The following is a 26,723-nucleotide window of genomic DNA, read 5'->3' as shown; positions in this document are numbered from 1 at the left end:
TTTTTCTTATGCCTGTTCTTATCTACGGAAATCAGCTTCCTATAAGGAAGCTGTATCCGCAGGCAAGGAAACTTCGTCCGCGTAGTTCGTTGCCATAATCTTGGCTACCCCTGCCGGGTCGGTCGTCTGCCCCAACGCCCACATCATTTTCGTCACCAGCGCTTCCGTTGTCATGTCATACCCCGGAATAACGCCCTTCTCCAGTACCTTTTGTCCCACTTCGTAAATCGTCAAATCCCCGCCCTCATAAGGACATTGAGTAGTCACGACAATACTCATACCGTCCTTCATCAGCTCCTCGATTTTGCTGATCAGGCTTCTTTCTTTAAAAGGAACGCCACCCATGCCAAAGCCCTCAATGACGATACCTTTATAGCCCAAGCCCTGAATGGCATCGAAAATCGCCGGATTCGTACCCGGAATCAGCCTGAGCAGAAATACCTCCGAAGCATACCCGTCGTTGTATGGGTGACGAGCGGTACCGCGATTTGCAAATACGCCCTCCGTATAGATCACCTTAGCGTTCTCCACGAGTCCGATATACGGATAGTTAATACTCTCAAAAGCATTATAGCTGCGTGTTCTGATCTTCGAGCTGCGGCTGCCGTTAATAATTTTGCCGTTAAACACGACAAAAACCCCGGCCACCTCGCCACATGCGGTCAGGAATGAGTCGATTACATTTTTTTTGGAATCGCTGTGCTCCGCCAAAATGGAAACCTGCGAACCTGTCACGACGACGGGTTTGTCTACGGTTCCCAGCATGAAGCTCAAGGCTGAAGCCGTATAAGCCATCGTATCCGTGCCGTGTGCAATGACAATACCGTCGTATTGATCGAGCGAACGATGTACCATCCGGGCGATAGAAGCCCAATCCTCAGGTTGTGTATTTGTGCTATCAATGCTCATCAGATTATGGGCATCAATCTCGCAAATCTCCTTCAGCTCCGGAATTTCCGCCAAAATATTTTCAGCCGATTGGGTCGGTGTCAGGCCGTTTTCCTGATAGGAGGAAGAAATGGTCCCTCCGGTATTAATGAACAAAACCTTTTTCATATGCCAATGTTCCTTCCCGATTACATCTTCACTGTATTGTTCTTAGAATTTATCATGAATAAGTGTGATAAGCTACTTTGCAATGGAAAAGAATTTGGGATATGAGGGGCCAAAAAAAGCACGACAAACAAGCGCGGGCTTTCCTTCCTCCTGCGACTTGTCTAACGTGCTTTTACTATAGGTGCAATACTCTACAGCGCTGCACATACCTATAACCCATCCACGTACTTCTTATGGGGATACAGGCTGCTCCTGTGGCGCTCTCTGCTGTACCAACGCTTTGCCCAGAAACTGCCGTGTCCGTTCTTCCTTCGGATTGGTGAAAAACTGCTCGACGGGTCCCTGCTCCACGATCACGCCATGCTCCATTAGTACAACCCGATCCGCTACATCTCTCGCAAAACCAAGCTCATGTGTGACAATAATCATCGTATTGCCTTCACTCGCCACCTTTTGAATCACGGACAACACTTCATCCACCAATTCAGGATCAAGTGAGGATGTCGGTTCATCGAACAACAACACCTGTGGATTTAGTGCTAAAGCACGGGCAATCGCAACTCGCTGCTGCTGTCCACCCGAAAGCTGGGCAGGATAATAAGTCATACGATCCTTTAACCCGACCTTTTCCAGAATGCCTTCACTGATCTCTCTCGCCTGCTTACGATCCAGCTTTTTCACACTGGTCAGACCAATCATCACATTGTGGAGTGCATTCAAATTTTTAAACAACTGATATTGCTGAAATACCATTGCCGTTGCCATCCGTAGTCCGAGAATGTCCTTTTTTCCCGCCTTGGCGGCATCGACCTTTACACCGTCAATTTCAATAACACCACTGGTCGGCTGTTCCAAAAAATTAATGCTGCGCAGCAGCGTGGACTTCCCCGATCCGCTTGGGCCCAGGATCACTACGACTTCTCCCTTGCCTACCGTCAGGTCTATGCCCTTCAACACGTGATGCTGTCCAAAATGCTTATGAATTTGATGAAGTTGAATCATACCCTTACTCACTTCTTTCGTAAATTCGAATACGCTTCTCCAGCACGACAAGCCCGCGCTCAATAATAATGCACACCAACCAGTAAATCAGAGACACCGCAACATATACCTCAAAAAAAGCCAACGCTCGCGCGCCCATAATTTTAGCCTGTCCCATCATATCGACGACACCGATCATAAAAATAAAAGACGTATCCTTCACCGTACTGATCAGCGTGTTTCCCAAATTGGGCAAAGCGACCGTCAACGCCTGCGGCAATACAATTTTGAGCATAATTTGTGTTTGGCTCATACCGATGGAATTAGCAGCCTCAAATTGTCCCCGGTCGACTGAATGAATCGCCGCCCGGAACGTCTCCGACAAATATCCCCCGAGGTTCAATGAAAATGAGAGCAACGCAAACAGCTCGGGCGGGATGACATAGACATTGAATTGCTGTAAGAATCCATATTCGCTCTGGAAATAATACAGAAACTTGGGTATTCCGTAATATACGAGAAACAGCTGCACAATGAGCGGTGTTCCCCGAATGTACGAGACATACAACGTAGACAATGGCGCCAAGACAGGCACCTTGTATATCCGGATTAAGGCCGTAGCTAACCCGATGATCCCACCCAGCAGCATGGACACAAACGCAATCCATAAGGTCACGGGAAGATACTCGACGATCTGGGGAAGGCTTTTCAGCATATAATCAAGATCAAACAGCTTTTCCATAGGAACCCCACTTTACCCTTTACATTGTTATTACTGAGGAATAAATTCTCCACCTGTCCACTGCTCAGACAATTTTTTCAGTGTTCCGTCCGCTTTCAGCTCTTTAATAATCGGGTCGATTTTAGCTTTCAACTCTTCGCCCTGCTTATCCTTTTTAAACACCAGGTTGATGTTATCGCTTTGCACCGGCTCACCCACAGCTTCCACCTGCAAGCCTTCCTTCTTGATCGTTGCCGCCGCCATAACCGGATCATTCACATAAGCGTCCACTCGGCCATTTTGCACGTCTTGAAGGTTATCGGACGAAGTACCTGTATCATTGTATTTCAAAATAATTTTATTTCCGTTCTCCGCATTATACTGTTCCAACAACTGTGTGTAGGAGTCGCCTACCGAGGCCGCTACCTTCTTGCCCTCCAAATCCTTGAGGGAATGAATATCCGTTCTACCCTTTTTCACAATAATAACCGACTGAGCCGAGAAATAGGACTCATCCGAGAACAAATACTTCTTCTCACGTTCAGGATTTTTGGCAACTTCATCGGCGATCATCTGAACTTTATTTGAATCTAGTGCAAGGAATATCGCATCCCAGCCCGAAGGTACAAATTCAATCTTATAGCCGTCCAGCTTCTTGTCGATCTCCTTGACTACTTCCACATCGTATCCGGTTAGCTCGTTTTTATCATTCGTAAAAGCAAACGGTGGGTAGTCATTTTGTGTGCCGACATAGATTACCTTATCCCCCGATGCTGCATCCTTCGAGGAACATCCACTCAAGGCACCCGTTAATAACACAAGTGATAGGCCAATCGCTGCTACCAAAGCAGATTTCTTCATATTATGACATCCCCTTTTTAATATCCAAGTAATTTACTATGATTTTATATTATAACGGGTTATTCAAATAATACAACAAGTAAATTTCATATTGATTATTTAGCTATATGTTGCACAAAAAAAGGACCCTTGCGGGTCCACAGGCTGTCGAGAAACCCCCTGTTTTTTTTGCAGGGGGTTTAAAACTGTCTTAGTGGTCTAAAAACTAGGGTCCTCAGATCGTTTTAAATCGATTTTTGTTTTAAAAGATGCGTCTCCCCATATAAAAATAGAAGTGTCGAAAAGTCCTCTGGACTTTCTCGACACTCTGAGGACCCTTGCGGGTCCAATGTCATCCATGAAGCGAAAAACGCTCTGCTGGATGTTCCGGCAAAATGGACGAGATCAACCGTCGTACAGCCGGATGAGCAGATTCAAAAATCTGATCCTTCTCATCACAGCGCTCGATCAGTCTCCCCTGCTCCATCACAGCAATGCCATCGCAGACAGCATAAGCTGCCCGAATATCATGCGTGATGAACAGATATGACAATCCAAACGAAGATTTCAGTTCTCCCAGCAGGGATAAAATATGCATCTGGTGAACCATATCGAGGCTGCTGACGGACTCATCCAGCACGATCAGCTTTGGTTTGAGCGCAATCGCCCGTGCAATATTGATCCGCTGCAATTGTCCGCCACTGAACTGATGCGGATATTTAATCCGATCCTCTGGCTTGAGGCCGACCCGTTCCAGTAGGCTTTCGACCGTTCTTTTTTGTTCCTGCACCGATAACCGTTCGTAATTGTCCAATGGCTCCCCAATAATCTGCCCGGCGGTCATTCGGGGGTTTACAGCAGAGTAGCAGTCCTGAAATACGACCTGCATATCCCGTCGCATTCCCCTGCGGACTTGGGGGCTCGCATTATAAATGTCCTGTCCCTGGAACAGCACCTGACCCTCCTGCGGCTTCTCCAGCCCCAGAATAACCTTGCCCAGCGTGCTTTTACCGGCTCCACTGGTTCCAAGTAAGCCTAGGCAAAACCCACTCTCTATAGTAAGTGAAACGTTAGCCAACACAGGGGGGCGTGGTTCAGAACGGCCCAGCCATTTGCGCCTTCCATAGCTATGAGTTACTTTCTTCACTTGTAGCATACGCATTCGCTCCCCTTTTGAAAGTGTAACTGTCGAACAGGCGACTAACCACCTACCTGATTCATGCCCCGAATGGACAACTTGGGTCTGACTTGTAGCAGCATTTTGGTATATTCATCCTGCGGGTGATCGAACAACTGATGGACCTCAGCCTGCTCAACAATACGACCCTGCTGCATGACAGCCACTTCATCCGCCAATTGGGAAATGACGCCCAGATCATGCGAGATCAGCAAAATGGACGTATTGTATTCCGTACGCAAGCGATCCAGCTCTCGTAGCACCTGTAGCTGATTGACCACATCAAGCGCCGTCGTTGGTTCATCCGCAATAACCACTGCTGGCCGCAGGCACATGGAAATGGCAATCATGACCCGTTGCAGCATCCCGCCGCTCAACTGAAACGAATAACGCTTCATCAGCTTGGCTGGATCGGGCAAATTCATATTTTCCAGAGCCGTTATGGCAAGATCACGGGCCTGTCGTTTGGTTAATCCAGTGTGCGTGCGGACCGTTTCCATAAACTGAGCTCCGATCGTATACACTGGCGTAAAGGCGCTCATCGGATTTTGCATAATAAACGCGATTTCCTTGCCCCGAATACGCCGCATTTCCTCGGCCGCCATTCCGTTCAGTTCACGCCCGTTCAGACGGACACTACCTTCCACGTCCATCGTCTGGCGATCCAGCAGTTGGAGCAATGCTTTACAAGTCACCGTTTTGCCGCTTCCACTCTCACCGACAAGACCCAGAACTTGTCCCCTTTTCAGCTCAAAATGAGTTGGCTCCAGCAGAGATACCGCCCCGGCATCGGTTTTGAGCTTCACCTGTAAGCCGCTGACCTCCAGCACCTTCGCCCTGTCGTCCATCGTTGTAACTCACTCCTGTTTTACTGACGTTTGGCAATTCCGTATCGGTCGGACAGCGCCTCCCCCAATATATTGAAGGCCATCACCACCACCAGAATCATAACCCCCGGATAGATCATTAATTCCGGGTGACTGCGGATGTATCCCGTTCCCTCATGAATCATCGCTCCCCATTCGGGAGTCGGCGGTTGGATGCCCAAACCGAGAAAAGACAACGCAGAAATATCCATGATCGCCCAGCCCATTTCCAGCGTACCAATGACCACAATCGGCCTTAGTACATTTGGAATGATATGCCGGCGGATAATGGCCCCTGAGGAGGACCCGCTAATCCTTGCGGCAGCTATAAAATTCCGTTCTTTCAGACTGACGACCATATTGCGGCACATTCTGGCATAATACACCCACTGCACCATCATTAAAGCAAGCAGCACCTGCATGAGACCCGGCCCAAAAATACCGACAATGCCCAGCACAAGCACCAAATTCGGAAACGCCATAATACCTTCGCAAAACCGCATCAACACACTATCGACCCAGCCACCCACATAACCTGCAAGCGACCCGATCACAACGCCGATACTAAGCGAGGACAGGAAAATTAATGTCGCAAAGCCGAGGGAAATCCGCGCTCCATACAGCAACCGGGATAAATTGCATCGACCCAAATGATCGGTCCCCAGCCAGTATTCTTTCGAAGGTCCCTCCAGCTTGTGCAGTAAATTGACTTTAACCGGATCATGGGGAGCCAGCCAAGGAGCTAGCGCCATAATGATAAAAAGAGCAGCCAGTACGACAGAGCAGACCACGATTACCTTTTGACCTTTGAACATTGTACGCAACCTTATCATCACTGCTCTGCTCGTCCCTTCGATGAAATTCGGGGGTCCATATACAAATGCACCAGATCAACGAGCAAATTGCATACGATGAACAGGCATGCCGCCAAAAATACATAGCATTGTATGACGGGAATATCCCGGTTAAAAATCGCTTCCACAAAATAACGGCCAAATCCGGGCCATGAAAACACCTGCTCCACAATAATTGTTCCGGTCAGAAGCTTGCCCAGATTCATACCCATACTTGTAATCAGTGGAGCAATGGCAATTTTCAGTACATGCTTGAGCATGATCACCCGCTCACGAATTCCTCTAGTTCTGGCATACTGCACATACGTTTCCTGAAGCTGCTCCAACACACTGGAACGCAGCAGGCGCGTATATAAAGCAATCAGAACCAGCGACAGGGTTAACGTGGGCAACACCAGATGCTGCCACGTTCCTCGCCCCTCTACAGGGAGCCAATCCAATCGGACAGAGAAAAAGAAGATTAACAAATATCCCAGCCAGAACTGGGGTATAGACGCGCCAAAATATGAAATTCCTCGACTAAGCATGTCGATCCAGCCATTTTTACGCATCGCCGCCAGCACGCCCAACGGGATACTCACCACGATAGATAGCACCATACTGCTCACAGCCAATTCAAAAGTGGCGGGCAGCCGAACCTTGACCTCATCCCACACCGGCTTGTTGGTCAGATACGAAGTACCAAAGTCCAATTGACTGATTCTTTGAAGTGTATGCATATACTGCGTCAGCAAAGGCTGATCCAGCCCGAACTCATGTCTTTTCTGCTCCAGAATCTCTGGAGTAGGGTAAATATGAGCAGCCGTCAAATAGGCCTCGGCCGGATCAACTGGTGAAATATGAATGAGTGCAAAGGTAACGAGGGTGGCAAAGAGAACAATAGGAATGACCGCTACCATTCGCTTCCCGATATAGCTGATCATGAGTTGTCCTCCTATCCTATAAACTACCGTTACCTATCGGCTTCAGCTACTTCCGATTTCAATTCCCTCAAACGGATTTTCATCCCGATTAGCCGGGAATACAAAGTTTGTAATCTTTTTCTGGTACACTGCCGTTTTCTTAATATACGAAATAGGTACAATGGCAGATTGCTCCTGAAGCGTCTTCAGAATCGAAGCATACAGCTCTTGACGCTTGGTTTCATCTGTCGATGAGAGCGCTTCGTGTACTTGCTGATCCAGGTCTTTCTTCATCGGAAGGGCACTCAGCACCTCGGAAATTCCGAAGCTCTTCTTAGCAATGACATTAATAAAGGAATGCGGATCATAAGGCGCACCATAGTTGTACCAGAAGTACAGATCAAACTGGTTGGATCTAAGGCGCTTAATTTGAACCGTCAGCTCCAGTCCGGTCAGGTTCACTTTGACACCCAGTTCTCCCCATTCAGCCTGAATGGTTTCAGCCATCGCCTTTTGGATCGGATCAGTCTTATCAAAAATCAGCTCAAAATCCAGCTGTTGTCCGTCTTTTTCCCGTACTGTACCGCCTGCGGGCAGCTTCCAGCCAGCCTCATCCAGCAACGATTTGGATTTTTCCACATCATAGCCAACAGGCTGTAAGTTTACATTCGTATACGGATAGTTTTTGGATAAAACCGTATCCGCTGTTTCCTCTAGACCTGAGGTTACACCTTCTACCATTGCCTGCTTGTTAAAGCCATGTTGGAGTGCCAGGCGTACCCGAAGGTCTGCCAGCTTGGGATTGGATGAGTTGAGTAACAGGCTTCTTGTACCAACAGGCTCGGACAGCGTGGTAACATACTGATTCGTGTCGCGAAGCTGTTTGAAAGCATCCAGACTAATGACACCCTCTCCATAAATCAGATCCAGATCGCCTTTTTCAAAGGCCATTACACGGGTTTCGCCATCGGGAATGATTTTTACCGTAATTTTATCCACCTTTGGTGCAGTGCCCCAATAATTTGGATTACGCTTAAAGGTTGCATATTCATCTTGCTTGTATTCATCCAGCATCCAAGGTCCTGTACCTACAGGTTTCTTGATTCCTTTGGACGTATCTCCATCATCTGGGAACCCCGCTTCACCCAGAAAACGGAACGGGCGAACGACAGACAAATCCTGAAGCACTGGGTAGTATGGCTCTTTGAGCGTCATTCGGAAGGTGCTGTCATCTACAGCTTCAGTTTTGTCGAGAACGCCTACTATACCAAGCCAGCTGTGCGTCTTCTCATTTTTCATAATAGCGTCAAAGTTCTTTTTGACAATGGTTGCATTAAATAGCGTTCCATCCGAAAATTTCACACCTTTGCGCAGCTTAAATGTGTATATTTTGCCGTCCTTGGAAATGGTCCAGGATTCAGCCAAAGCAGGCTCCAGCTTGCCTCCTTGCTTGTAGCTGACTAACGGCTCATAAACCATGGATTGTGCAAAAAGTTGGGAAGGATTGTATACGTGAGGATTCATCGTGCCAATGTCACGCGGCCACGATAGCGTGATCGACTTTTCATTGGCAGCTCCGTCAGTAGAGGTGGATGCAGGTGTGTTCTCCTGCTTCGCGCAGCCCAAAACAACGGATAATAAGAGGAGCACCACCAACATAAGGGTGGCAGTCTTGCGGTGTCGAACGGACATCAATGTATTTCCCCTTTTCTATATATGTGATAATGATTATCATAATCATATTTAGAATAGGTACCACGTTCTATTTTGTCAACAACATTCGACAAGCCATCCTCTTATTTATTTGAAATTTGTAGAATATTAAATTTATGGCTTAATTCGCCAACGTTTGAAACAGAGTACGTGTGTACTCATGCTGTAACAAGTCTTTATCCCATTCCTTAAATATTTCCACGATCTCCCCCTGAACCATGACGGCAACGCGGTCACAAAACTGACGAGTAGATTGGAGATCGTGAGTGATGAATAGGTAGGACAACTCACGTTCCTGCTGCATTCTCTTAAGCATGCCCAGTACGGAAAACTGCGTTGTCGTATCCAGATTGGCGATCGATTCATCGAACAAGATAATATCCGGCTCCACCGCCAACGCTCGGGCAATACATACCCGCTGTTTTTGCCCGCCACTTAGTTGTGTTGGGTATTTTTCCAGACATTCCGTGTCCAGCCCCACAGATTCCAGTAAAGACTGGCAAATATCCAGTGCTTGCGCTTTTCGTCCGGGAAAATAGTTGTGGATTGGCTCCTCCAAAATATCTCGTATGGTCATGCGAGGATGGAGCGAGGACGACGAATCCTGTGCGACCAGTTGGATTCGTTTGTACAGATGGATATCCTTCATCCTTCCGATGTGAATGGGCTGGTCATCCAGCCAAATCTCTCCTGAAGTCAACGACTCCAGCCCTAGAATACATTGTGCCAGCGTGCTTTTGCCACTTCCACTTTCTCCAACCAGTCCGAGACATTCCCCCTGTCGTAGCTCCAGACTCACCTTCTTCACGGCCTGCTCGCTATCTTGCGTGCTGAACCAGCCTTTTCTCCGTTTGCGGACAGGGTATGCTTTGGTCACATTCTTCAATTCCAGCATCACTGGTGCATCCTTCCTTCCGGGCTCATCTCCAACACTCGATCTGCTATGCGACTCATACCCTGGCGATCATGTGAAATCAACAATATGGTGAGATCAAAGTCTTCTCTCAATTGTTGCAACAATGCCAGAACCTTATCGCGGTTGATAACATCCAACGCCGTAGTAGGCTCATCGGCAATAAAGAGGCTCGGACCGGAGCTTAACATTGCAGCCAGCAGCACCCTTTGACACATGCCTCCGCTTAGTTCAAAAGGATATGACGACAAAATATGCTCAGGATTTGCAAATCCAACCTTGCGGAGCAGAGAGCGCAAATAGGCCTCCCGCACTGGAGTAGCGCCTCCTCTGGCTATCTCCGTGGCACGGCTCAGCAGCTGCCGCATCCGTGGCAGCACGCCCAGCGGGTGGACTTGCTGCGGTGCAGTGTAGGATGCGACAGAATCAGCGTGCTCCGGCTCCATTTGGTCATGCGGCATCCGACGCCGCCCGTGCAGTCTAAGCGTGTCCATCAGCTGGGCGCGGACAGTCCGGATCGGGTTCAACCCGCTCAGCGATTGTTGAATGAGCAGGGCAATATCCTCTCGGCGCAGCCTTTGCCAGCGCCGTTCCTGGAACGGGAGAATGTCTTCCCCGTTATAGTAGATACGCCCTTGCGTAACATTAATACCTGGCTCCAGCATGCCTGCGATTGCCTGTGCGGTCAGGCTCTTGCCGCATCCGCTCGGTCCGGTCAGGGCCACAATCTCCCCTGAATATATGGAAAAGCTCACATCACGCAGCAGTGGTTTGCTCCCGCTTCCGCTTGCTCCTACGCCTGTGCGGCAGATTTCCAAATGTTCCACGTGTAACAACGGTTTTCGCCCTGCCACTTGCTCTATCGTATCCTTGCACCCAAGGGCTGTTTGATCCTCCACTATTTGGCCGCCCCCTTTTCCGAAAAGCGGTCGCCCAAAAGCTGGCAGGCAAGTACGAATAGCATAATCGCCAAGCCCGGGAAAATCATGACATGCGGAGCCACCTGAAAATATGAGGTTGCATCATGCAGCATCACGCCCCACTCTGGCTTGGGCGGCTGTACACCCAGTCCAAGAAAGGACAGCCCAGCGATCATCAGCACCACGCGTCCGATATCCCATACCGCATAAACCAACAACTGTGGCAACGCTTGTGGCAATACATAACGTCCCAGTATACGTACGTGTGAATTGCCGGATAAACGGGCATATCGAACGTAGTCCTCCTGACAGGCTTTTTGAACCAGACTACGGATATACCGGACATAACCCGCCCACCGTACCGCAATAATCGCAAGGGTCATGTTAACAAAACCTGGGCCCAAAATGCCCACAATTGCCACCGTTAAAATAATATCAGGAAAAGACAGTACACCGTCTATTCCACGCATAACCAGCTGATCCACGCGTCCGCGCACATAACCAATGAGCAACCCTATAGGCAGACTGAAGCACAGCGTAGCTACAGTAATTGCACATGCGATTAGCACGCTCATCCGAATCCCGTAAATTAGCCTTGACAGCACATCCCGACCCAGATGATCCGTACCGAAAGGATATTTCCGACTGGGTGGTGCCAGACGGTTCAAAAGATCCACTTGAAGAGGATCATGAGGAGCGACCCATGGAGCCAATAACCCAAGCAGCACGATCAGACCAAACAGTACGCCTCCTGCCAGCAAGCTCCCTTGAAAGGAAAGCCGTATCTTTTTCATTTTCAGCTTCCCCCTTAACGCAAACGCAGCCTCGGATCTATCGCCGTCTGGACCACATCCACCAAACACTGAACTCCTACAATTAAAAATACGGCGAAAATAACATACCCCTGAATCACCGGATAATCTCGCTGTGTAATCGCATCTATAAAATACTTGCCCAACCCCGGCCATGAAAAAATGGTCTCTACGATGACATTACCTGCCAGCATAAATGATAGATTGGTACCTAGCAGTGTAATTATAGGCAGAACCGCATGCTTAAATATCTCAAAAAAGAGGATATGCATACGGGAAAAGCCTCGAGCCTTCGCTGCTTTCACAAAATTCCGGTCACCCAGCTCCAGCATTTGAGCGCGCAGTACACGTGCTTGCACAGCTCCCAAACCTGCACCAAGAGTCAGCGCTGGGAGCACTAAATGTGTCCAATCCTCCCTTCCCATGGATGGGAGCCAGCCCAAGCGAACGGAGAATAGATAGATCAACAGAAACCCAAGCCAAAAAGAGGGGATCGACGATCCCAGCAGGGCGAACAGCCTGCCCAGACGATCCAATGGGCCGCTAATTTTTAGCGAGGCAGCCAGCCCCAACCCCAGCGTAAGCACCGTCATGACGGCAAAGCCCGCAGCAGCTAGCTCCACAGTAGCAGGCAGTCTGTTCCACAGTTCGGCTAGCACGGATTCCTTGGATACATACGAGGTGCCCCAATGCCCTGTGAACACATCCCGCAGCCAGTTCACATATTGAATATGAAGCGGTTCGTTTAAGCCCAGTTCCTGCCGTAGCGTCGTCAACGCCTCCTCAGAGGCAGGAACATTATGCGCGGTGAGCAAAATGGTAGCAGGGTCTCCAGGAGCCAGCCGCATCAATACAAAAGTCAGCGTGGATACAACGAATACAATGATGAGCAGCTGCGCCACACGTTTCAGTATAAAACGAATCATAGGATACGCCGCTCGTTATTCCGCAATATCGGATTGCGCTGTAATGTAGTAATACTCGATCGGATGGGGTGTAAAACCCTCTACCCCTTTTTTCACACCGAACACATTGTCAGGATGCACAATGAACGACTGTGGCAAATTCGTATTGATGATATCCAGCGCTTGTAGTGTCACAGCATTACGCTGCGCTGTATCCTTCGCCAGCTTCAAGCTGTTAAGAATACTCTCCAGCGGTTTGGAACTATAACGGCTTACATTGGCTTCACTTTTCGAAGAATAAAACATGTCCATAAAATATTGTGGCTCTCCTGTATGAGCAGTAAGCATACTGTACATAGCAAAATCCCAATCGTTTTTGGTCAACGCCTCGTCGATATTTTCCACCTTGCGAATCTTGACCTGGATTCCCTCTTTCAGCAATTGGCTTTGGATGACCTCAGCCATAACAGAGAGCTCCGGACGCTGAGGAAAAGTCAGCAGCGTAACCTCGAACGGCTTGCCTTGCTTAGTCCATGTCCCTTGGGCATCCTTCTGCCAGCCATCCTTCGTTAACAGCTGATCCGCCGTTCCGTCCAGCGCTTTACGCTCAACTTTACCGAAGGGAAGAATGCTCGGGAACGGACTGCTTGCTTCCGTACCGAAGCCCCTCATGACGGCGCTCACAATCGATGTGCGTGGAATCAGGCTGTCTACCACCTTACGGTTCGCCGCATCCTTGAATACTGGGGATTCCATATTGTACACGAGCATATGGGTGCGCAAGGAGGGAGCCGACAGCACTTGTAGCTTGTCGTTCTTTTTCAGTACCTCTGCGTTATCAACCGGAATATCCGTCGCTACGTCCACCTCGCCGGATTGCAGCGCCATCAGGCGCGAATTCCCGTCCGTAATGAACTTCATCGTCGCTTCAGCCAATCGTGCCTTCTCGCCCCAATATCCGTCATAACGCTCTACGATCAAGGATTGGTCCTTGTTGAACGCTTTGATTTTAAAGGCGCCTGTCATCGCTGGGTAGCTCTGCTCATCTTTCATCGATGCCACATCCAGTACAATCGTCGATGGATCAGCTAGATTGGACACCAACGCCGCATTCGGCTGGTTTGTCGTGATCTTTAAGGCCAGCGGGCCGCTTACATCAATGGACTTCACATTCAGTAAATCCTTCGCCAGATGGCTTTTCTCGATAGAGCGTAGCAAAGATGCTTTTACACTTGCTGCATCCATACTCTTTCCATTATGAAAAGTGACTTTATCCTGCAAGCTGAACGTCCAAACTGTAGGACTATCCTGCTTCCACTCCTTTGCCAGCCAAGCCACAGGCTCCAGCTTTTCATTCAAACGTACCAGTGTCTCACCTGCACCGGATCGCATCACATCCCAGCTATTATCTCCGTGCGGGTCAACACCTGACGGTTTCCATGTATACGCCATTACCAGCTTTTTACCTGTCGCTGTTTGTTGTGCTGACGCGTTCTCATCTTTGCCGGAGCTATTCGACGTCTTATTGCTAGTACATCCCGAAAGAGCCATAACTGCCAGTAACAGCATCACCCCTGTACATATCAACCATGAGCGCCTGCTACGATTGCTAATCATTCGATGAATCCCCCTCTATCTTGTAAAATCATATAAACCTAACGCAAAACGCGAAAAAAGCATTCCGGACCACTTGATCAGCAGTCAGAAATGCTTTCATTATAAAATGTCAAAACACACCTCGAAGCCAACTCCAAAAACATAGAAGGGATCAGATCGGTTTCAGACATTCCGTATGCAGCACGCCTAACCACCTCCCCAGCATCCCGTGGGTCTGACAGTGATGTCAAAACAGGCAGGTCTCCTGACTCCAAGCGTATCTTTCAGGCCTTCCCGGTTCTTCACAGTTCCAGTGGCTGTTCTGAAAGCTCCAGCAGTATCCTGCTGATGCCTGTATACAGTGGCGGGCCCGTGTCGGAATCAACCGAACTTCCCTTTTAAGTGAACACGCTCAACAACTATCCACATGGTCTCAACAAAACCCCGTACATAGAGTCGTCCGGCTCACACCTGTTTTCTTCCTTTATTTCTTTCCATTACGATCTTATTTTGTTGTCACAGGCTTGTCAATAAATGCTGCACAATAATTTAAATTTGAACAATATGGCGAGAATGAAGGTAATGGCTATTCATTGCGTGCACGAAATGAACGTGCTAAAATTAGGTATAGAGATAACCTTCGTGTCCGTATACTAAAAAGAGTCTTCGCCGCGCCAACGGCAAAGACTCTTAGGACTTGAAAGGCTGTGGATCACCACCACGGCGCGCTAAATACTTAGCTAAACCCACCGTTAGGCGCCTAACCTAATTACGCGGTGGGTTTTCGCTTGTTCCGAAATTTCCGACGCAGCCAGCGATAAAGTTTACGAATACTAAACACCAGGCTTAGTAACGTAACCATCCAACGCAACACATCGTAGCACGATACAAGTGTGACCATCGGCTTCACCCCCTTTCGGGAAGCTGCACCGTGGTCCGAAAACATCCACCACTATTCAAAATCCATAATTTAGATTATACCATGCCCCTTCCTACCACTCTAGCAAATTCTTCTAGTAGATTATCAAGCTCCTAGTATTCATTTGGGGAACCACGCGGAACACGCAAAGCACCTGAGACTTATACATACGGAGCACATAATAATGAAATTGTCATCACCGGAACTTCGAGCGGTGAGGTTCAAGGCACAGGAAGAGGGACAAACTTTACGGACTCTACAGGTGAAAATTCCAATTCACTACAAAGAGGCGATTGCGCAACAAAAGGAGCTATTGATAATCCGAAGTTTAATACTAAAATCTCTGTAAGAAACACTGACAATGATGTCGCTTATACTTTTTATAAAGCCGATAATGGAAGCCTGCCAGATGCTGTTATTGATATTTGGAAAACAGGTGTACAGGATTTAGGCTTAACATGGAGTTCGTCTCTCTCATTTTCGGGAAGATATTTTTATACGTTCTAATATCTTCATGCTGGAACAAGGATGGGGCCTACACCCTATCCTTTTCCGTATTTTATTAATCGATTTATTAAATTCTTCATCTTAGAAAGGATGTTTCCTTTTGAAAACAAGCAGCTTTCGCTTCATTATAGTTTTCTTGCTCGTTCCAACTCTATTGTCTGCCTGCTCACCATCTTCTTCTCCATCAACGCAGTCAATCCCATCAAAAGAAGTTCAATCAAGCAAAAAAACAATTCCTTCAGAACAAGGCCAATACCTATCTATGACTTATACAGAATATATGAATGGGAAAAATACAGATAAAGGTATGGTTATGCGGGTCATGACGTATGACTTAAGCAGTAAAAAAATGACCAAACTGGCCGATGTTCCTTATACCTCTCAATACCCACTTTCCGTGGTGTCCTTACCTGATCACAAAATTTATTACTCTGCCGATGTGGATGATAAGGGAGACCAACTATTTTCGTACGACTTAAATTCAAAAAAAACTGAACAATTATCCGATAATTTATTTGCCATTAATCGTATAGTGCCAACTACTCCAGAAGGTCCACTTGTTCTAGCTGCGGTCAAAAAAGGAGAACGTACACTTAAAACGATTTTCTACAATAAATCGACTCATACAATGCAGTTCTTACATGATGAAAATCAGGATATGAATACTTGGTCTGTATCTTACAACTCTAGCAAAAGCGCAACGTACATTTCCCAATTTTCCGAAAATGGACGAGATAAACAAAGAGACATCGCAACCAAGAAACAGTCCACTATGCTCCCTCCGGACTACAAGGTTACAGAAATCAACAACGCCACTAAACAAGAGCGGTCTGTCATTACACTAAAGAACGAACAAATCTTATCATTGTCCAGCAGTAATGATCAGTTGCTCCTAGTCACTGCCCGTTTCATTAATCACAGCAACCCCGAGTATAGCCTTGTCGATATTGTGACTGGAAAACGCACCAAATTAGAGCTACCCATTTCATCCCGCAGCTTTATCTATATGTCCCCAGACGGCAAGGGTATCTACTATTTAGGCAGCGCCTCTCAGAAAAATCAGGAGGAAGGACGCGGCGTGTACTATTATGACTTTACTTCGAAAATTCAAACCCCGATCTTTATACAGGAAGAGGGTTTCATCAATAACTTCATGCTGCTTAATAAATAACCAGTTCTGGATAACTCCATGCCAAAAAGCCGGAAAAGAGGCATACGTCCTCTCTCCGGCTATCTTTATTTATTCCTAATCATCAAACCTTCTGTGGAACCTCCTGAACCGTCACGCTTTTGACCGATTCCCCTTGTTTTCTCGTCAAAACAATGTTCAAGACAATCGCTGTAATCGAGCCCGAAACGATACCATTTTGCAGCAGCATTTTAGCAAAGCTCGGCAGCTGGTCGAACATTTGTGGCAGAACGGCAGAGCCTAGGCCCACGGCAATACTGCATGCTGCGATCAGCAGATTGCTTTCCTTCCGCAGATCCACTTCTGACAAAATAGACATGCCTGATGCAGCAACCGAGCCAAACATGACGATCATCGCCCCGCCCAGCACAGCGTTAGGAATCACTGTCGTTAAGGCAGCCAGCTTAGGCAGCAAACCGAGAACAACCATGATACCGCCCGCAGCAAAAATAACGTTCCGCGATTTGACGCGTGTGAGTGAGATCAGGCCAACATTTTGCGAGAAAGCTGTATAAGGAAACGCATTAAAAATACCCCCAAGCATAATCGCGAGTCCTTCGGAACGCAGACCATTGACGATCTGCTTCTGTTCCACCTTCTGATCAATCGCTTTGCCTACTGCCAGATAAACGCCTGTAGACTCAACCATACTGACAATATTGACGATAATCATCGTACAAACTGCCATCATGCTAAACTCTGGCTTACCAAAATAAAACGGCTGCGCGACACTCACCCATGAGGCCTCCGCCACGGGAGCAAAATGCACCATTCCCATCGCATAAGCAACCACTGTGCCCGCGAACAGACCAATAAGCACGGAAATCGAGCGCAAAAAGCCTTTTGCCAACCGATTCACAAGCAGAATAACCAGTAGTGTAACTAACGCCAGCAGCAAATTACGTGGCTGTCCAAAATCCGAGCTGCCCTGGCCCCCTGCTACATTGTTCATCGCCACCGGAATAAGAGATAGACCGATAATCGTAACGACCGAACCCGTAACAACCGTCGGGAAAAAGCGTAACAGCTTGCCATACAACGGTGCTGCTAACACCACAAATATACCGGACAAAATGATGGCACCGTACGCTGTCGCTAAATTTGAGGTCGAAGCAATCGCGATAATGGGCCCTACTGCCGTAAATGTACAGCCTAAAATGACAGGCAGTCTACTACCGAAAAAGCGTGTGCCCATAATCTGTAATAACGTAGCAATCCCACAAGTGAACAGATCGGCAGCCACCAAATAAGCCATCTGGGCTGGCGTCAGGTGCAATGCTCCCCCTACAATTAGAGGTACAGCAATTGCTCCAGCGTACATGGCCATGACATGCTGGAAGCCCAGCGCGAATAACTTTTGTTTACTTAGCATCCCACATTCTCCTTAACGGGAGGAATCACCGCTCCAGCTTCCTCTATAAAATGAACCTCGCCTGGTGCCATGGAAGCGATACGCGCAAGAGAACGGACGGCAATGCCTCTTTGCTCCAACAGTCCACGGCCTTCCTGGAAGCTCTTCTCAATTACACAGCCAACCCCGGCCAGCTCCGCTCCTGCTTCCTTCACAATATCCGTAAGTCCAACCAAAGCTGCGCCAGTAGCCAAAAAATCATCTACGATCAGCACATGGTCGCTAGCATCGAGATATTTTTGAGAAATGCTCACCTGATAGGTTTCCTGCCGAGTGAACGAATGAACCTCTGCGAAGTATACCTGCTCATTCAGCGTGATTGCCTTCTTTTTCTTCGCATAAATGAACGGGACCCCCAAGGCAATAGCAGTAGCCATAGCAAATTGAATACCACTAGCTTCAATTGTAAGCACCTTGGTGATCGGAGCACTGCCGAAAAGGCGTGCAAACTCCTTACCAATCTCCAAAGCTAATGCTGTATCTACCTGATGATTCAAAAATGAATCTACCTTTAATACGGTGTCAGATAAAATTTGTCCCTCTTGACGAATACGTTCCTCCAAAGCTTTCATTATGCGAGTATCGCTCCTTCTGTACTTTAAAATAGTATAAAACCTGCCAAAACCAAAAAAGGACAGGCTCCCTTGAGTTGTTTCTCAAGTGAAGCCTGTCCTTGGGGTTGTCATCCCTGACGGATTGGCGCACAAATAAATGCCCGCATTCATCCAAAGCCGATGCGCTATCACTCATAGTCGGACGATTACAGTGGTCATCCGGTAGAAACTTTTGGGCCATATCCCCAATATTATACGAGTCATATGAAATTGATATCTTGTATACTACACCCTCTGGCGGGCGGTTTCAAGACTATTTTTCATACAGACAGCGGCATTTGGAGAACCTTCCACAATTGGAATATCGTAAAATCAAATCGAACTTTGTTCAAGGTATATATATTGTGAGGACTTTGCATTATCCTGATTGTAGAAAACAGATAAAAAAACAAAAATGCATACAAAACAACACTTAATTTTAATTATAATTTTAGAAAACAAAAATAAAACCACAAATCTCACTTCCGTTTCTGTTGACTACAAAGAAAAACGGAAGTAGTATGGAGTTAGTTAAGAAAACAAAAGGCAGACTTTCAGGCTGCCCGTATTTTATCCATGCAAGGAGATTGGATATGAATAATTATCTTGCTGTTGATATTGGAGCTTCAAGCGGAAGGCTCGTAAGTGCAACTCTGCAAGGTGACCAGCTACACTTGCAAGAGCTTCACCGTTTCAACAACTCCTTTACCGAAAAGGACGGACACGATTACTGGAATATCGACGAACTATTAAATGAGATTATTCAGGGCTTGCAAAAAGCTAAACAAAAAGGGATTCATTCCTGTACGCTCGGCATTGATACATGGGCTGTAGATTACGTGCTGCTTGATCAGAAAGGTAACCGCATTCATGAGGTATACGCTTACCGGGATGCACGTACCCTCCATGCACCCGACAGGCTGCATCAGCTCATCAGTCAAGAGGCTGTGTATGAGAAAACAGGCATTCAGGAATTAAACTTTAATACCCTTTATCAACTGTTCGTCCATGATCGGGAACAGCTTGCCCAGGCGAATAAAATATTGATGGTCCCCGATTATCTGTACTATCGCCTGACAGGCATCATGATCAATGAAATGACGAATGCGTCCACGATGCAGCTTCTCAACGTGAACTCCCGAGAGTTTGATGAAGACCTTCTCTCCCTGCTCCAACTGCGACGCAATCAGTTTTCAGAGCTTGCCGAGCCTGGACGGGTTCTGGGTTCTCTTTTGCCGGAGCTTGTTCAAAAATACGATCTTCCGAACTGTCAGATCATTCTAGCGCCGACTCACGATACTGCATCGGCTGTTGCAGGTGTTCCGTCACAGCGGGAAGAACCTTGGGCTTATATTAGCAGCGGAACGTGGTCACTACTGGGAATGGAACGATCCGAAGCCTTGAATACCAAGGCAGCCATGCAGGCGAACTACACGAATGAGTGGGGCGCTTACGGTACGTACCGTTTTCTGAAAAATATTATGGGATTATGGATGATTCAGGAGGTTAGGAGAGAGGGCGGTTCCGCACATAGCTTTGCCGAATTGGCCGAACTGGCTTCAGCAGAGGCACCGTTTGTCAGTCTCGTCCTCTGTAACCAGTCATCCTTTTTAAACCCAGATAGTATGACCGTTGAAATCCAGCGATTCTGTGAAGAAACAGGCCAGCCCATCCCCAGGACGCCGGGTTCGCTCGCCCGCTGTATTTTTGACAGTCTGGCCTTAAGCTACCGCGATGCCTTACACGAACTGCAATGTTTAACAGACGAAACAATTACCAGATTGCACATTGTTGGCGGAGGCGCTAACAACGAATTACTATGTCAGCTAACCGCCGATCTCTTGGGAATTGAGGTTCAGGCAGGTCCTTCCGAATCTACGGCCATCGGCAATATTGTCGTGCAATTAATTAGCTCTGGTGTTCTTGAGGATCTCAAAGCTGCTGGCCGAACCATCGCCCGCTCCTTTCCAACTCGGCTATATGAGCCACAATCGGTGGAAGGCATGCAAGAACTTTTGGATCGCTGGGAGCACCTTAAGATACAAGCAACATCCTCTATTCACATATCTCAATAAAGGAGTAAAGCCATGAACGAAGCTATTGAAGCCAGTTATAACGAAGCGAAAAGGCTGTATGCCCGCCACGGTATTCAAGTTGACGATATTTTACGGAAGCTTTCACAAATCAAAATATCACTGCACTGCTGGCAGGGAGATGATGTTCAGGGATTTCTGTTCAAAGACAAACAGCTTAGCGGGGGGATTGCCGTAACGGGCAGCTACCCGGGCAGAGCAGGCACGCCGCATGAGTTGCGTCAGGATTTAGAAAAAGCTCTATCACTCATTCCGGGTAAACACAAGGTCAATTTGCACGCAATCTATGCGGACACCACAGAACAAGTGGATCTAGATCAACTGGAGCCACACCATTTTCAGAACTGGGTAGACTGGGCCAAACAACAAGGGCTTGGGCTTGATTTTAATCCAACACTGTTCTCCCATCCCAAAGCGGAAGACGGCTTCACACTGAGCCATAAGGATTCGGAAATCCGTGATTTCTGGATCACACACTGCAAAAAATCACGCAGGATTGCAGAGCATTTTGGCAAAGAACTCGGTCAGCCCTGTGTCACAAACCACTGGATGCCGGATGGTTACAAGGATACCCCTGTTGATCGGTTGGCTCCAAGAGAACGGCTGCGTGATGCGCTGGACGAAATTTTCAGCGAGGAAATCAGCGAGGAATACAACATCGATGCGGTTGAAAGCAAGCTGTTTGGCATTGGCTCGGAAAGCTATGTCGTGGGCTCCCATGAATTCTATATGGGCTACGCCCTGACACGCGGCAAATCCATCTGTCTCGACTCTGGTCACTTCCATCCAACCGAAGTCATTTCGAACAAACTGTCCTCTGTGCTGATGTTCACCGATCAATTATTTCTCCATGTCAGCAGACCGGTTCGCTGGGACAGTGATCATGTCGTGACAATGGACGACGAATTGCTGGACATTGCCCGTGAGCTGGTTCGCGGTGAATTGCTTTCCCGAACCCATATCGGTCTTGATTTCTTTGATGGAAGTATCAATCATGTAGCAGCATGGATCATCGGAACACGCAACACGATCAAAGCGCTGCTTCGCGCTATGCTCGAACCGATTGAAGCATTAAAGCAGGCGGAAGAGGAACGGGACTTTACCACTCGTCTTGCTCTGGTCGAAGAGTTTAAATCGTATCCGTTTGGTGCCATATGGGATTACTATTGCGCTCAAAACGGCGTTCCTGTTCGTGAGGAATGGCTGGCCGAAGTTAAAAATTATGAACAACAGGTACTGCTGAAACGTTAACTACTGTACTGATAATGCTTATATTCATATCATCCAAAAGGGAGAGATTATCCATGACTACTGTACTGGAGAATCAAAAAGAACGAAAATCGGGACTGGATATCCCATTTGTTCGCGAGATGGCGGAAATTACACAAAACATGTGGAAATTCGGCTGGGATGAACGCAATGGAGGTAATGTAAGCTATATTCTGGATGAAGCTGAGGTTGCAAAATATATAGATATTCATCAGGTCATTCGGACGATTAAACCTGCTTTCCCGGTGAATGAACTGGCTGGTAAATATTTTATCGTCACCGGATCAGGGAAATATTTCAAAAACGTAATTGCAGATCCAGAAGCTAACTTAGGAGTCCTTCGTGTCTCCCAGGATGGCGAGCAATTGGAAGTCTTGTGGGGCCTCAAACATGGCGCAGTGCCTACCAGTGAGTTGCCTTCCCATTTTATGAGCCATATTGAGCGCTTGAAGGTCGACCCTAACCATCGTGTTGTGATTCATAATCATGCCACCCATGTTATTGCCATGACCTTCATTCATAGTCTGGACGAAAACCAATTCACCAAAACGCTGTGGGAAATGTGTACTGAATGTATTATCGTCTTCCCAGACGGTATCGGTGTAATCCCTTGGATGGTACCGGGTTCCAGCGAAATCGGCCGCGAAACGGCTAAAAAAATGAAGGATCATCACGCTGTATTATGGCCTCATCATGGCATTTTCGGAACGGGCAGCTCCATTGATGAAGCATTTGGCCTGATTGAAACGATTGAAAAAGCAGCGCAAATTTATATGCTCATTGCTCACCATGATATTCAGCAACGGATTACAGATCAGGAATTGGCCGATCTGGCCAAAGCCTTCAACGTTACTCCAAAAGAAGGAATCCTGAACGTATAAATATAGACTAATCTCCATCTCATAATACAGAACTTAAAAGGCTCCATGGATCGTCTTAAACTGGCCATGGAGCCTTTGGCATACCTAGTTTCAATTATATAACCCTTAATTCCAATGAATTAACTTGTAATTGTGCTTTCCTTTATATACAATAAAATCAAAATTCCCTTATCTCCACCAAAGGAGAGGTGACAAGTTATGAAAAGAGCAAAAAATGAAGATCACTTCGACATCGTGGAAGACCATTATTTCACAGCCACCGAACTGGAAAAATCCAGCGCCGTTTGGCCTGTCAGACTAGGTATGGATATTTCGAAAACAAGCTGCCATGTCGGTCCCAAGGCTGTTCCTTATTTTTATTTGATATTTGTACTTGAAGGTCAGGCTGAGTTTATTTATAAGCAACAAAAATACCGTGTCCAAAAGTCTGATTTATTCTGTTTTTTTCCGCATCTTGCCCATGAATATTACACCGATCAGGAGCACCCGTTGCAAAAGGTATGGATTGCCTTTGAGGGACCCAAGTCCCTCGCATTGCTGGAGCGGATCGGAATTAATCCCTCTACGCCATTTATGGCTAACGCAGTGAGCGAGGAAATCCTCAGACTTATCTCCAACCTGTTTTCCATCGTACACGACAACAGCAGACAGGGCAGCGATCTGGCCCGCTTGATTACACTGCACCAGATCTTCGAGGAGTTATCCCGCAACACATCTGACGTGCTGCGCAACTTTGTATGCTCTGATTATTGGCTCCAGCAGGGGAAAGATTACATTGAAATGCATTATTGTGACCGTGTTACGATTGAACAAATTGCCGAGCATGTAGGTGTGGATCGTGCGCATTTTTCACGTAAATTCCATTCCACCTTCCTCATCTCTCCCGCCAAGTATTTGCAAAACCTCAAGATTAACGAAGCCAAAAGATTACTGGAGCAGACGACTTACAATTTGTCGATCATAGCCCAGTCCATCGGCTATACCGATATGTCCACCTTTTCCAAGGCATTTAAGAAAACAGCAGGGATTCCACCGCGTGAGTATCGCTTCCGACATCAGTCCCGGCAAGAGATTCGTACCGTCAACGCTTAGTCGGAATCCAGTAACGTTAAAGAGAGCCGCCGTATACGGTGTCTCTCTTTTTATGACCTGATCCTAATTCCCACTTGGTTCTGAGCCCTTTCAACGCTATAATAGGCATCAAACCAACAGGAAAGGTACGTGAAATCCATGCTGCGATTCAATGCGATACGTACGGGCTATCTGCTGGGCATCTCACTGATACTGGCCGCAATTATTTATTTTTTCGCCTCCAATTGGGGCGGACTGGATCGGACATTTAAGATTGTACTTGCTGCTGCGCTTATTGTTCTGTTCTATGGCTTGTCTTTTGTATTTGCACGGATACGTGCTGTTCCCGGTCAACAAGCTTTTCTGTCTAATATGTTTTTGGTGGCTGGCTGTATAGCCTTTGGCGTTTCCGTGGCATTGCTCGGTCAAATTTACAATTCCCATGCGGACAGCTACGGATTGTTTTTCATTTGGTCGGTGCCGGCTCTACTGCTTAGCTGGATTACTCGCTACAATCCTTTTTATATGCTGTCTTATGTACTAATTCATCTTGGTTTGTGGCTTTATTTTTACCCTACGATGCAAAGTGTGCCTTATAGCGAGCTGGAATCGTTGTCCATTGCCGGAATGTTCGCAATAGTCAACCTGCTGCTATTTTTATTGACGTTCCTCCATCGTATACATTCTGCTCCACTACAATATATGAGCTTTGCGGTTTTCCATATAGCTATGTTAGCAATGACCAATTCCTTTGCATTTGATGAGTATGGCATGGTCATGAATGTACCGCATATTGCTGTGATTGCTTTAGGATTTTATATATTTATCAAGGTGCGGCTGAATAAAACGCTACTGACCTTGAATGCATTGGCACTTTCGGCGTTTGCTGTCTTTAAATTTATAGAGCTGGCTGAGGCGTACTCCTCATCTCTGTTTTTTGTTTTTGGTTTGATTTTTGTGGCGTTGCTGCTGACGGGTAACGTGTGGTTTTTCCGCTATTTGAATCGTTTGGGGAAAACACTGCCGGATTCAGGGACAACGGACACTAGTACATCAAAGACTGAGACGAGCGTCCAAGAGGAACATGGCAGTGAATGGATTAGCAAAACCGTATCCCGTGTGATCAAAGTGGTTGGAGTGCTGATCGGCAGTATATCTCTCATCGGATTGATTATGATTAGCACGAATGTAAACCACACCGAATATGTACTGTTGGTTGTGTCGTTGCTGCTTATGATTTTGATGATTGTCATACCGGAATCCAAGCTGGATTCGGTAATACGTTATACACTGCTGACCATCAGCTATATTACAGGCTTGGCGGCCATTCTATGGTCAGATCAGTCGCTGCTTTCGGTATTATTTCTGATCGTTTCCATCGCTGGATGGTTCCGCTCCAAGGGGAAAAGGCAGTTGTTTTTTGCCTACACCTTTGTAAACCTGAATCTGGCGACCATTTTATTTCAGCAGTATCAGGAGTGGGATGGTTGGAACTGGACCTATAAGTTCATCATCTTCTCTCTTTTCATCGTCAATGCCGTGTTATATGGGGTAAGTTACTTTATATCCAAGACGGAGTTAAAAGAACATCTACGGAATGGCTCATTATTTTTCAGCTTGCTGTTCCTGTTTTGGGCGACGTTTTTCGAGGATGTCGTTCCACACTCTTATATGTTCATTAACATTTTTTATTTTGTTATCGTTACCGGGATGGTCTTTGCCTTTGCCCGTCTGAAACAAAAATCGGAGGCCATCACGAGCGTTGTCTTCTGGTTTATTTTTATCGGCTTCAAATACTATGATTTATTGTGGACGCTACTGTATAAATCTTTTACGCTGGCGCTACTGGGGATCATTGCGCTCGGAATTACCTGGTGGGCGGATCGGCGAATGGCCCATAGCGGCAAAGCAGCATTCGATGCTGACCACCGCAGCTTTAGCTTTATGCGCTTAAGCCCGTTACTCATTGCCATTGTCATCGTGCTACAGCTGGGGATCATCGGCTATCAGACGGCGAGAAGTGAAACCCTGCTCGCCACAGGGGCTTCCATTAAGCTCAAACTAGCTCCTGTAGACCCGCGCTCCCTGCTACAAGGCGATTATGTGGCACTGAATTACGACATATCTACCCCGCCTTCCAAGACTCCTCTTCAGGAGGAGGAAGGGAGCCGAGGCAAGGTCAAAGTCGTTCTCACACCAGATAGCCAAGGAGTATACGTCGCGGATCGCCTATATCAAGATGGTGAAAAACTTGCCAGCCATGAGGTCATTCTAAATGGACAATGGTATGGTTCCCGTATTCTGTACGGTATTGAGAATTATTTCATTCCTGAGGGAACCGGACGTACTGTAGAACAGAACGCACATTTTGCCCATATTCGGGTGAGCCGCAATGGAGACGCGCTGCTGGAACGTTTGGCAGAAAGCTGACCGGATCGGCGAAGGTAGTAAACAAAGCAGGCTGAACCAAGCCCCTCCATTACTGGAGCACAACTTGGTTCAGCCTGCTTGTTTTTTTCGGACCATCGTTTATC

22 protein-coding genes and 2 riboswitches are annotated in these 26,723 nt (G+C 47.2%); of the genes, 6 read left to right on the top strand and 16 right to left on the bottom strand.

Annotated elements, in window-relative coordinates; all coding sequences use genetic code 11:
* Positions 1–39 precede the first annotated feature (39 nt).
* From NLX78_RS05795 to NLX78_RS05730, 14 genes are all read right to left on the bottom strand, one after another.
* Positions 40–1,056 (bottom strand): asparaginase, encoded by a 1,017-nt coding sequence (locus NLX78_RS05795; protein ID WP_254349864.1) that lies wholly within the window; start codon positions 1,054–1,056, stop codon positions 40–42.
* 231 nt (positions 1,057–1,287) lie between these two features.
* Positions 1,288–2,058 (bottom strand): amino acid ABC transporter ATP-binding protein, encoded by a 771-nt coding sequence (locus tag NLX78_RS05790; protein ID WP_250266967.1) that lies wholly within the window; start codon positions 2,056–2,058, stop codon positions 1,288–1,290.
* A gap of 4 nt (positions 2,059–2,062) precedes the next feature.
* The gene (locus tag NLX78_RS05785) at positions 2,063–2,779 is read right to left on the bottom strand and encodes an amino acid ABC transporter permease (RefSeq protein ID WP_013312615.1); all 717 of its coding nucleotides are present in this window, start codon (positions 2,777–2,779) and stop codon (positions 2,063–2,065) included.
* A 30-nt stretch (positions 2,780–2,809) separates the two neighbouring features.
* The gene (locus NLX78_RS05780; RefSeq protein ID WP_039271912.1) at positions 2,810–3,619 is read right to left on the bottom strand and encodes a transporter substrate-binding domain-containing protein; all 810 of its coding nucleotides are present in this window, start codon (positions 3,617–3,619) and stop codon (positions 2,810–2,812) included.
* A gap of 331 nt (positions 3,620–3,950) precedes the next feature.
* Complete coding sequence (gene nikE / locus NLX78_RS05775) at positions 3,951–4,760, bottom strand: nickel import ATP-binding protein NikE (protein ID WP_254349863.1); 810 nt, start codon at positions 4,758–4,760, stop codon at positions 3,951–3,953.
* Positions 4,761–4,798: 38 nt separating this feature from the next.
* Positions 4,799–5,623, bottom strand: a complete 825-nt coding sequence (locus tag NLX78_RS05770; RefSeq protein ID WP_039271915.1) for an ABC transporter ATP-binding protein — start codon at positions 5,621–5,623, stop codon at positions 4,799–4,801.
* Between the two features lie 20 nt (positions 5,624–5,643).
* A complete protein-coding gene (gene nikC / locus NLX78_RS05765) occupies positions 5,644–6,474 on the bottom strand; it encodes a nickel ABC transporter permease subunit NikC (protein ID WP_254328331.1) in 831 nt (276 codons plus the stop codon).
* Positions 6,474–7,418 (bottom strand): nickel ABC transporter permease subunit NikB, encoded by a 945-nt coding sequence (gene nikB, locus NLX78_RS05760; protein WP_071558037.1) that lies wholly within the window; start codon positions 7,416–7,418, stop codon positions 6,474–6,476. The genes nikC and nikB (NLX78_RS05760) overlap by 1 nt, the downstream gene beginning before the upstream one ends.
* A 42-nt stretch (positions 7,419–7,460) precedes the next feature.
* A complete protein-coding gene (gene nikA / locus NLX78_RS05755; RefSeq protein ID WP_254349862.1) occupies positions 7,461–9,089 on the bottom strand; it encodes a nickel ABC transporter substrate-binding protein in 1,629 nt (542 codons plus the stop codon).
* Positions 9,090–9,231: 142 nt separating this feature from the next.
* Positions 9,232–10,008, bottom strand: coding sequence for an ABC transporter ATP-binding protein (locus NLX78_RS05750; protein ID WP_254349861.1), 777 nt, complete (start codon positions 10,006–10,008; stop codon positions 9,232–9,234).
* Entirely contained in the window at positions 10,005–10,922 is a 918-nt protein-coding gene (locus tag NLX78_RS05745; protein ID WP_254349860.1) for an ATP-binding cassette domain-containing protein, read from the bottom strand. The genes NLX78_RS05750 and NLX78_RS05745 overlap by 4 nt, the downstream gene beginning before the upstream one ends.
* Complete coding sequence (locus tag NLX78_RS05740) at positions 10,922–11,737, bottom strand: ABC transporter permease (protein WP_254349859.1); 816 nt, start codon at positions 11,735–11,737, stop codon at positions 10,922–10,924. The genes NLX78_RS05745 and NLX78_RS05740 overlap by 1 nt, the downstream gene beginning before the upstream one ends.
* A 14-nt stretch (positions 11,738–11,751) precedes the next feature.
* Positions 11,752–12,681 carry a nickel ABC transporter permease gene (gene nikB / locus NLX78_RS05735; protein WP_254349858.1) on the bottom strand — a complete coding sequence of 310 codons (930 nt, stop codon included), beginning with the start codon at positions 12,679–12,681 and terminating at the stop codon, positions 11,752–11,754.
* A gap of 15 nt (positions 12,682–12,696) precedes the next feature.
* Positions 12,697–14,277, bottom strand: a complete 1,581-nt coding sequence (locus tag NLX78_RS05730) for an ABC transporter substrate-binding protein (protein ID WP_254349857.1) — start codon at positions 14,275–14,277, stop codon at positions 12,697–12,699.
* 217 nt (positions 14,278–14,494) lie between these two features.
* Positions 14,495–14,698: riboswitch (cobalamin riboswitch) on the bottom strand.
* A gap of 1,084 nt (positions 14,699–15,782) precedes the next feature.
* Between NLX78_RS05730 and NLX78_RS05725 the strand changes: the two genes are divergently transcribed.
* On the top strand, positions 15,783–16,853 hold the full coding sequence (locus tag NLX78_RS05725) for a hypothetical protein (RefSeq protein ID WP_254349856.1): 1,071 nt from the start codon (positions 15,783–15,785) through the stop codon (positions 16,851–16,853).
* Between the two features lie 82 nt (positions 16,854–16,935).
* On the opposite strand, the gene NLX78_RS05720 is transcribed toward NLX78_RS05725, so the two are convergent.
* Positions 16,936–18,243, bottom strand: a complete 1,308-nt coding sequence (locus tag NLX78_RS05720; protein WP_165178129.1) for a nucleobase:cation symporter-2 family protein — start codon at positions 18,241–18,243, stop codon at positions 16,936–16,938.
* Positions 18,237–18,854 carry a xanthine phosphoribosyltransferase gene (locus tag NLX78_RS05715; RefSeq protein WP_025720187.1) on the bottom strand — a complete coding sequence of 206 codons (618 nt, stop codon included), beginning with the start codon at positions 18,852–18,854 and terminating at the stop codon, positions 18,237–18,239. The genes NLX78_RS05720 and NLX78_RS05715 overlap by 7 nt, the downstream gene beginning before the upstream one ends.
* Before the next feature lie 157 nt (positions 18,855–19,011).
* Positions 19,012–19,115, bottom strand: a riboswitch (purine riboswitch).
* A gap of 353 nt (positions 19,116–19,468) precedes the next feature.
* Between NLX78_RS05715 and rhaB the strand changes: the two genes are divergently transcribed.
* The 5 genes from rhaB to NLX78_RS05690 all read left to right on the top strand — a co-directional run bounded on the left by rhaB (position 19,469) and on the right by NLX78_RS05690 (position 26,619).
* Positions 19,469–20,950 carry a rhamnulokinase gene (gene rhaB, locus NLX78_RS05710; RefSeq protein WP_254349855.1) on the top strand — a complete coding sequence of 494 codons (1,482 nt, stop codon included), beginning with the start codon at positions 19,469–19,471 and terminating at the stop codon, positions 20,948–20,950.
* A gap of 12 nt (positions 20,951–20,962) precedes the next feature.
* Positions 20,963–22,219, top strand: a complete 1,257-nt coding sequence (gene rhaA / locus NLX78_RS05705; RefSeq protein ID WP_254349854.1) for an L-rhamnose isomerase — start codon at positions 20,963–20,965, stop codon at positions 22,217–22,219.
* Positions 22,220–22,272: 53 nt separating this feature from the next.
* Positions 22,273–23,118, top strand: coding sequence for a rhamnulose-1-phosphate aldolase (rhaD, locus tag NLX78_RS05700; RefSeq protein ID WP_254349853.1), 846 nt, complete (start codon positions 22,273–22,275; stop codon positions 23,116–23,118).
* A 198-nt stretch (positions 23,119–23,316) separates the two neighbouring features.
* Positions 23,317–24,210 carry an AraC family transcriptional regulator gene (locus tag NLX78_RS05695; protein ID WP_165178138.1) on the top strand — a complete coding sequence of 298 codons (894 nt, stop codon included), beginning with the start codon at positions 23,317–23,319 and terminating at the stop codon, positions 24,208–24,210.
* A 138-nt stretch (positions 24,211–24,348) separates the two neighbouring features.
* Positions 24,349–26,619: a GDYXXLXY domain-containing protein gene (locus NLX78_RS05690; RefSeq protein WP_254349950.1), complete on the top strand. Its 2,271-nt coding sequence runs from the start codon at positions 24,349–24,351 to the stop codon at positions 26,617–26,619.
* Positions 26,620–26,723: the final 104 nt, after the last annotated feature.

Origin of the sequence: Paenibacillus sp. Lou8.1, assembly GCF_024213565.1 — a bacterium.
Taxonomy (GTDB): Bacteria; Bacillota; Bacilli; order Paenibacillales; family Paenibacillaceae; genus Paenibacillus; species Paenibacillus polymyxa_B.
This window is presented reverse-complemented; position numbering and strand designations above follow the sequence as displayed.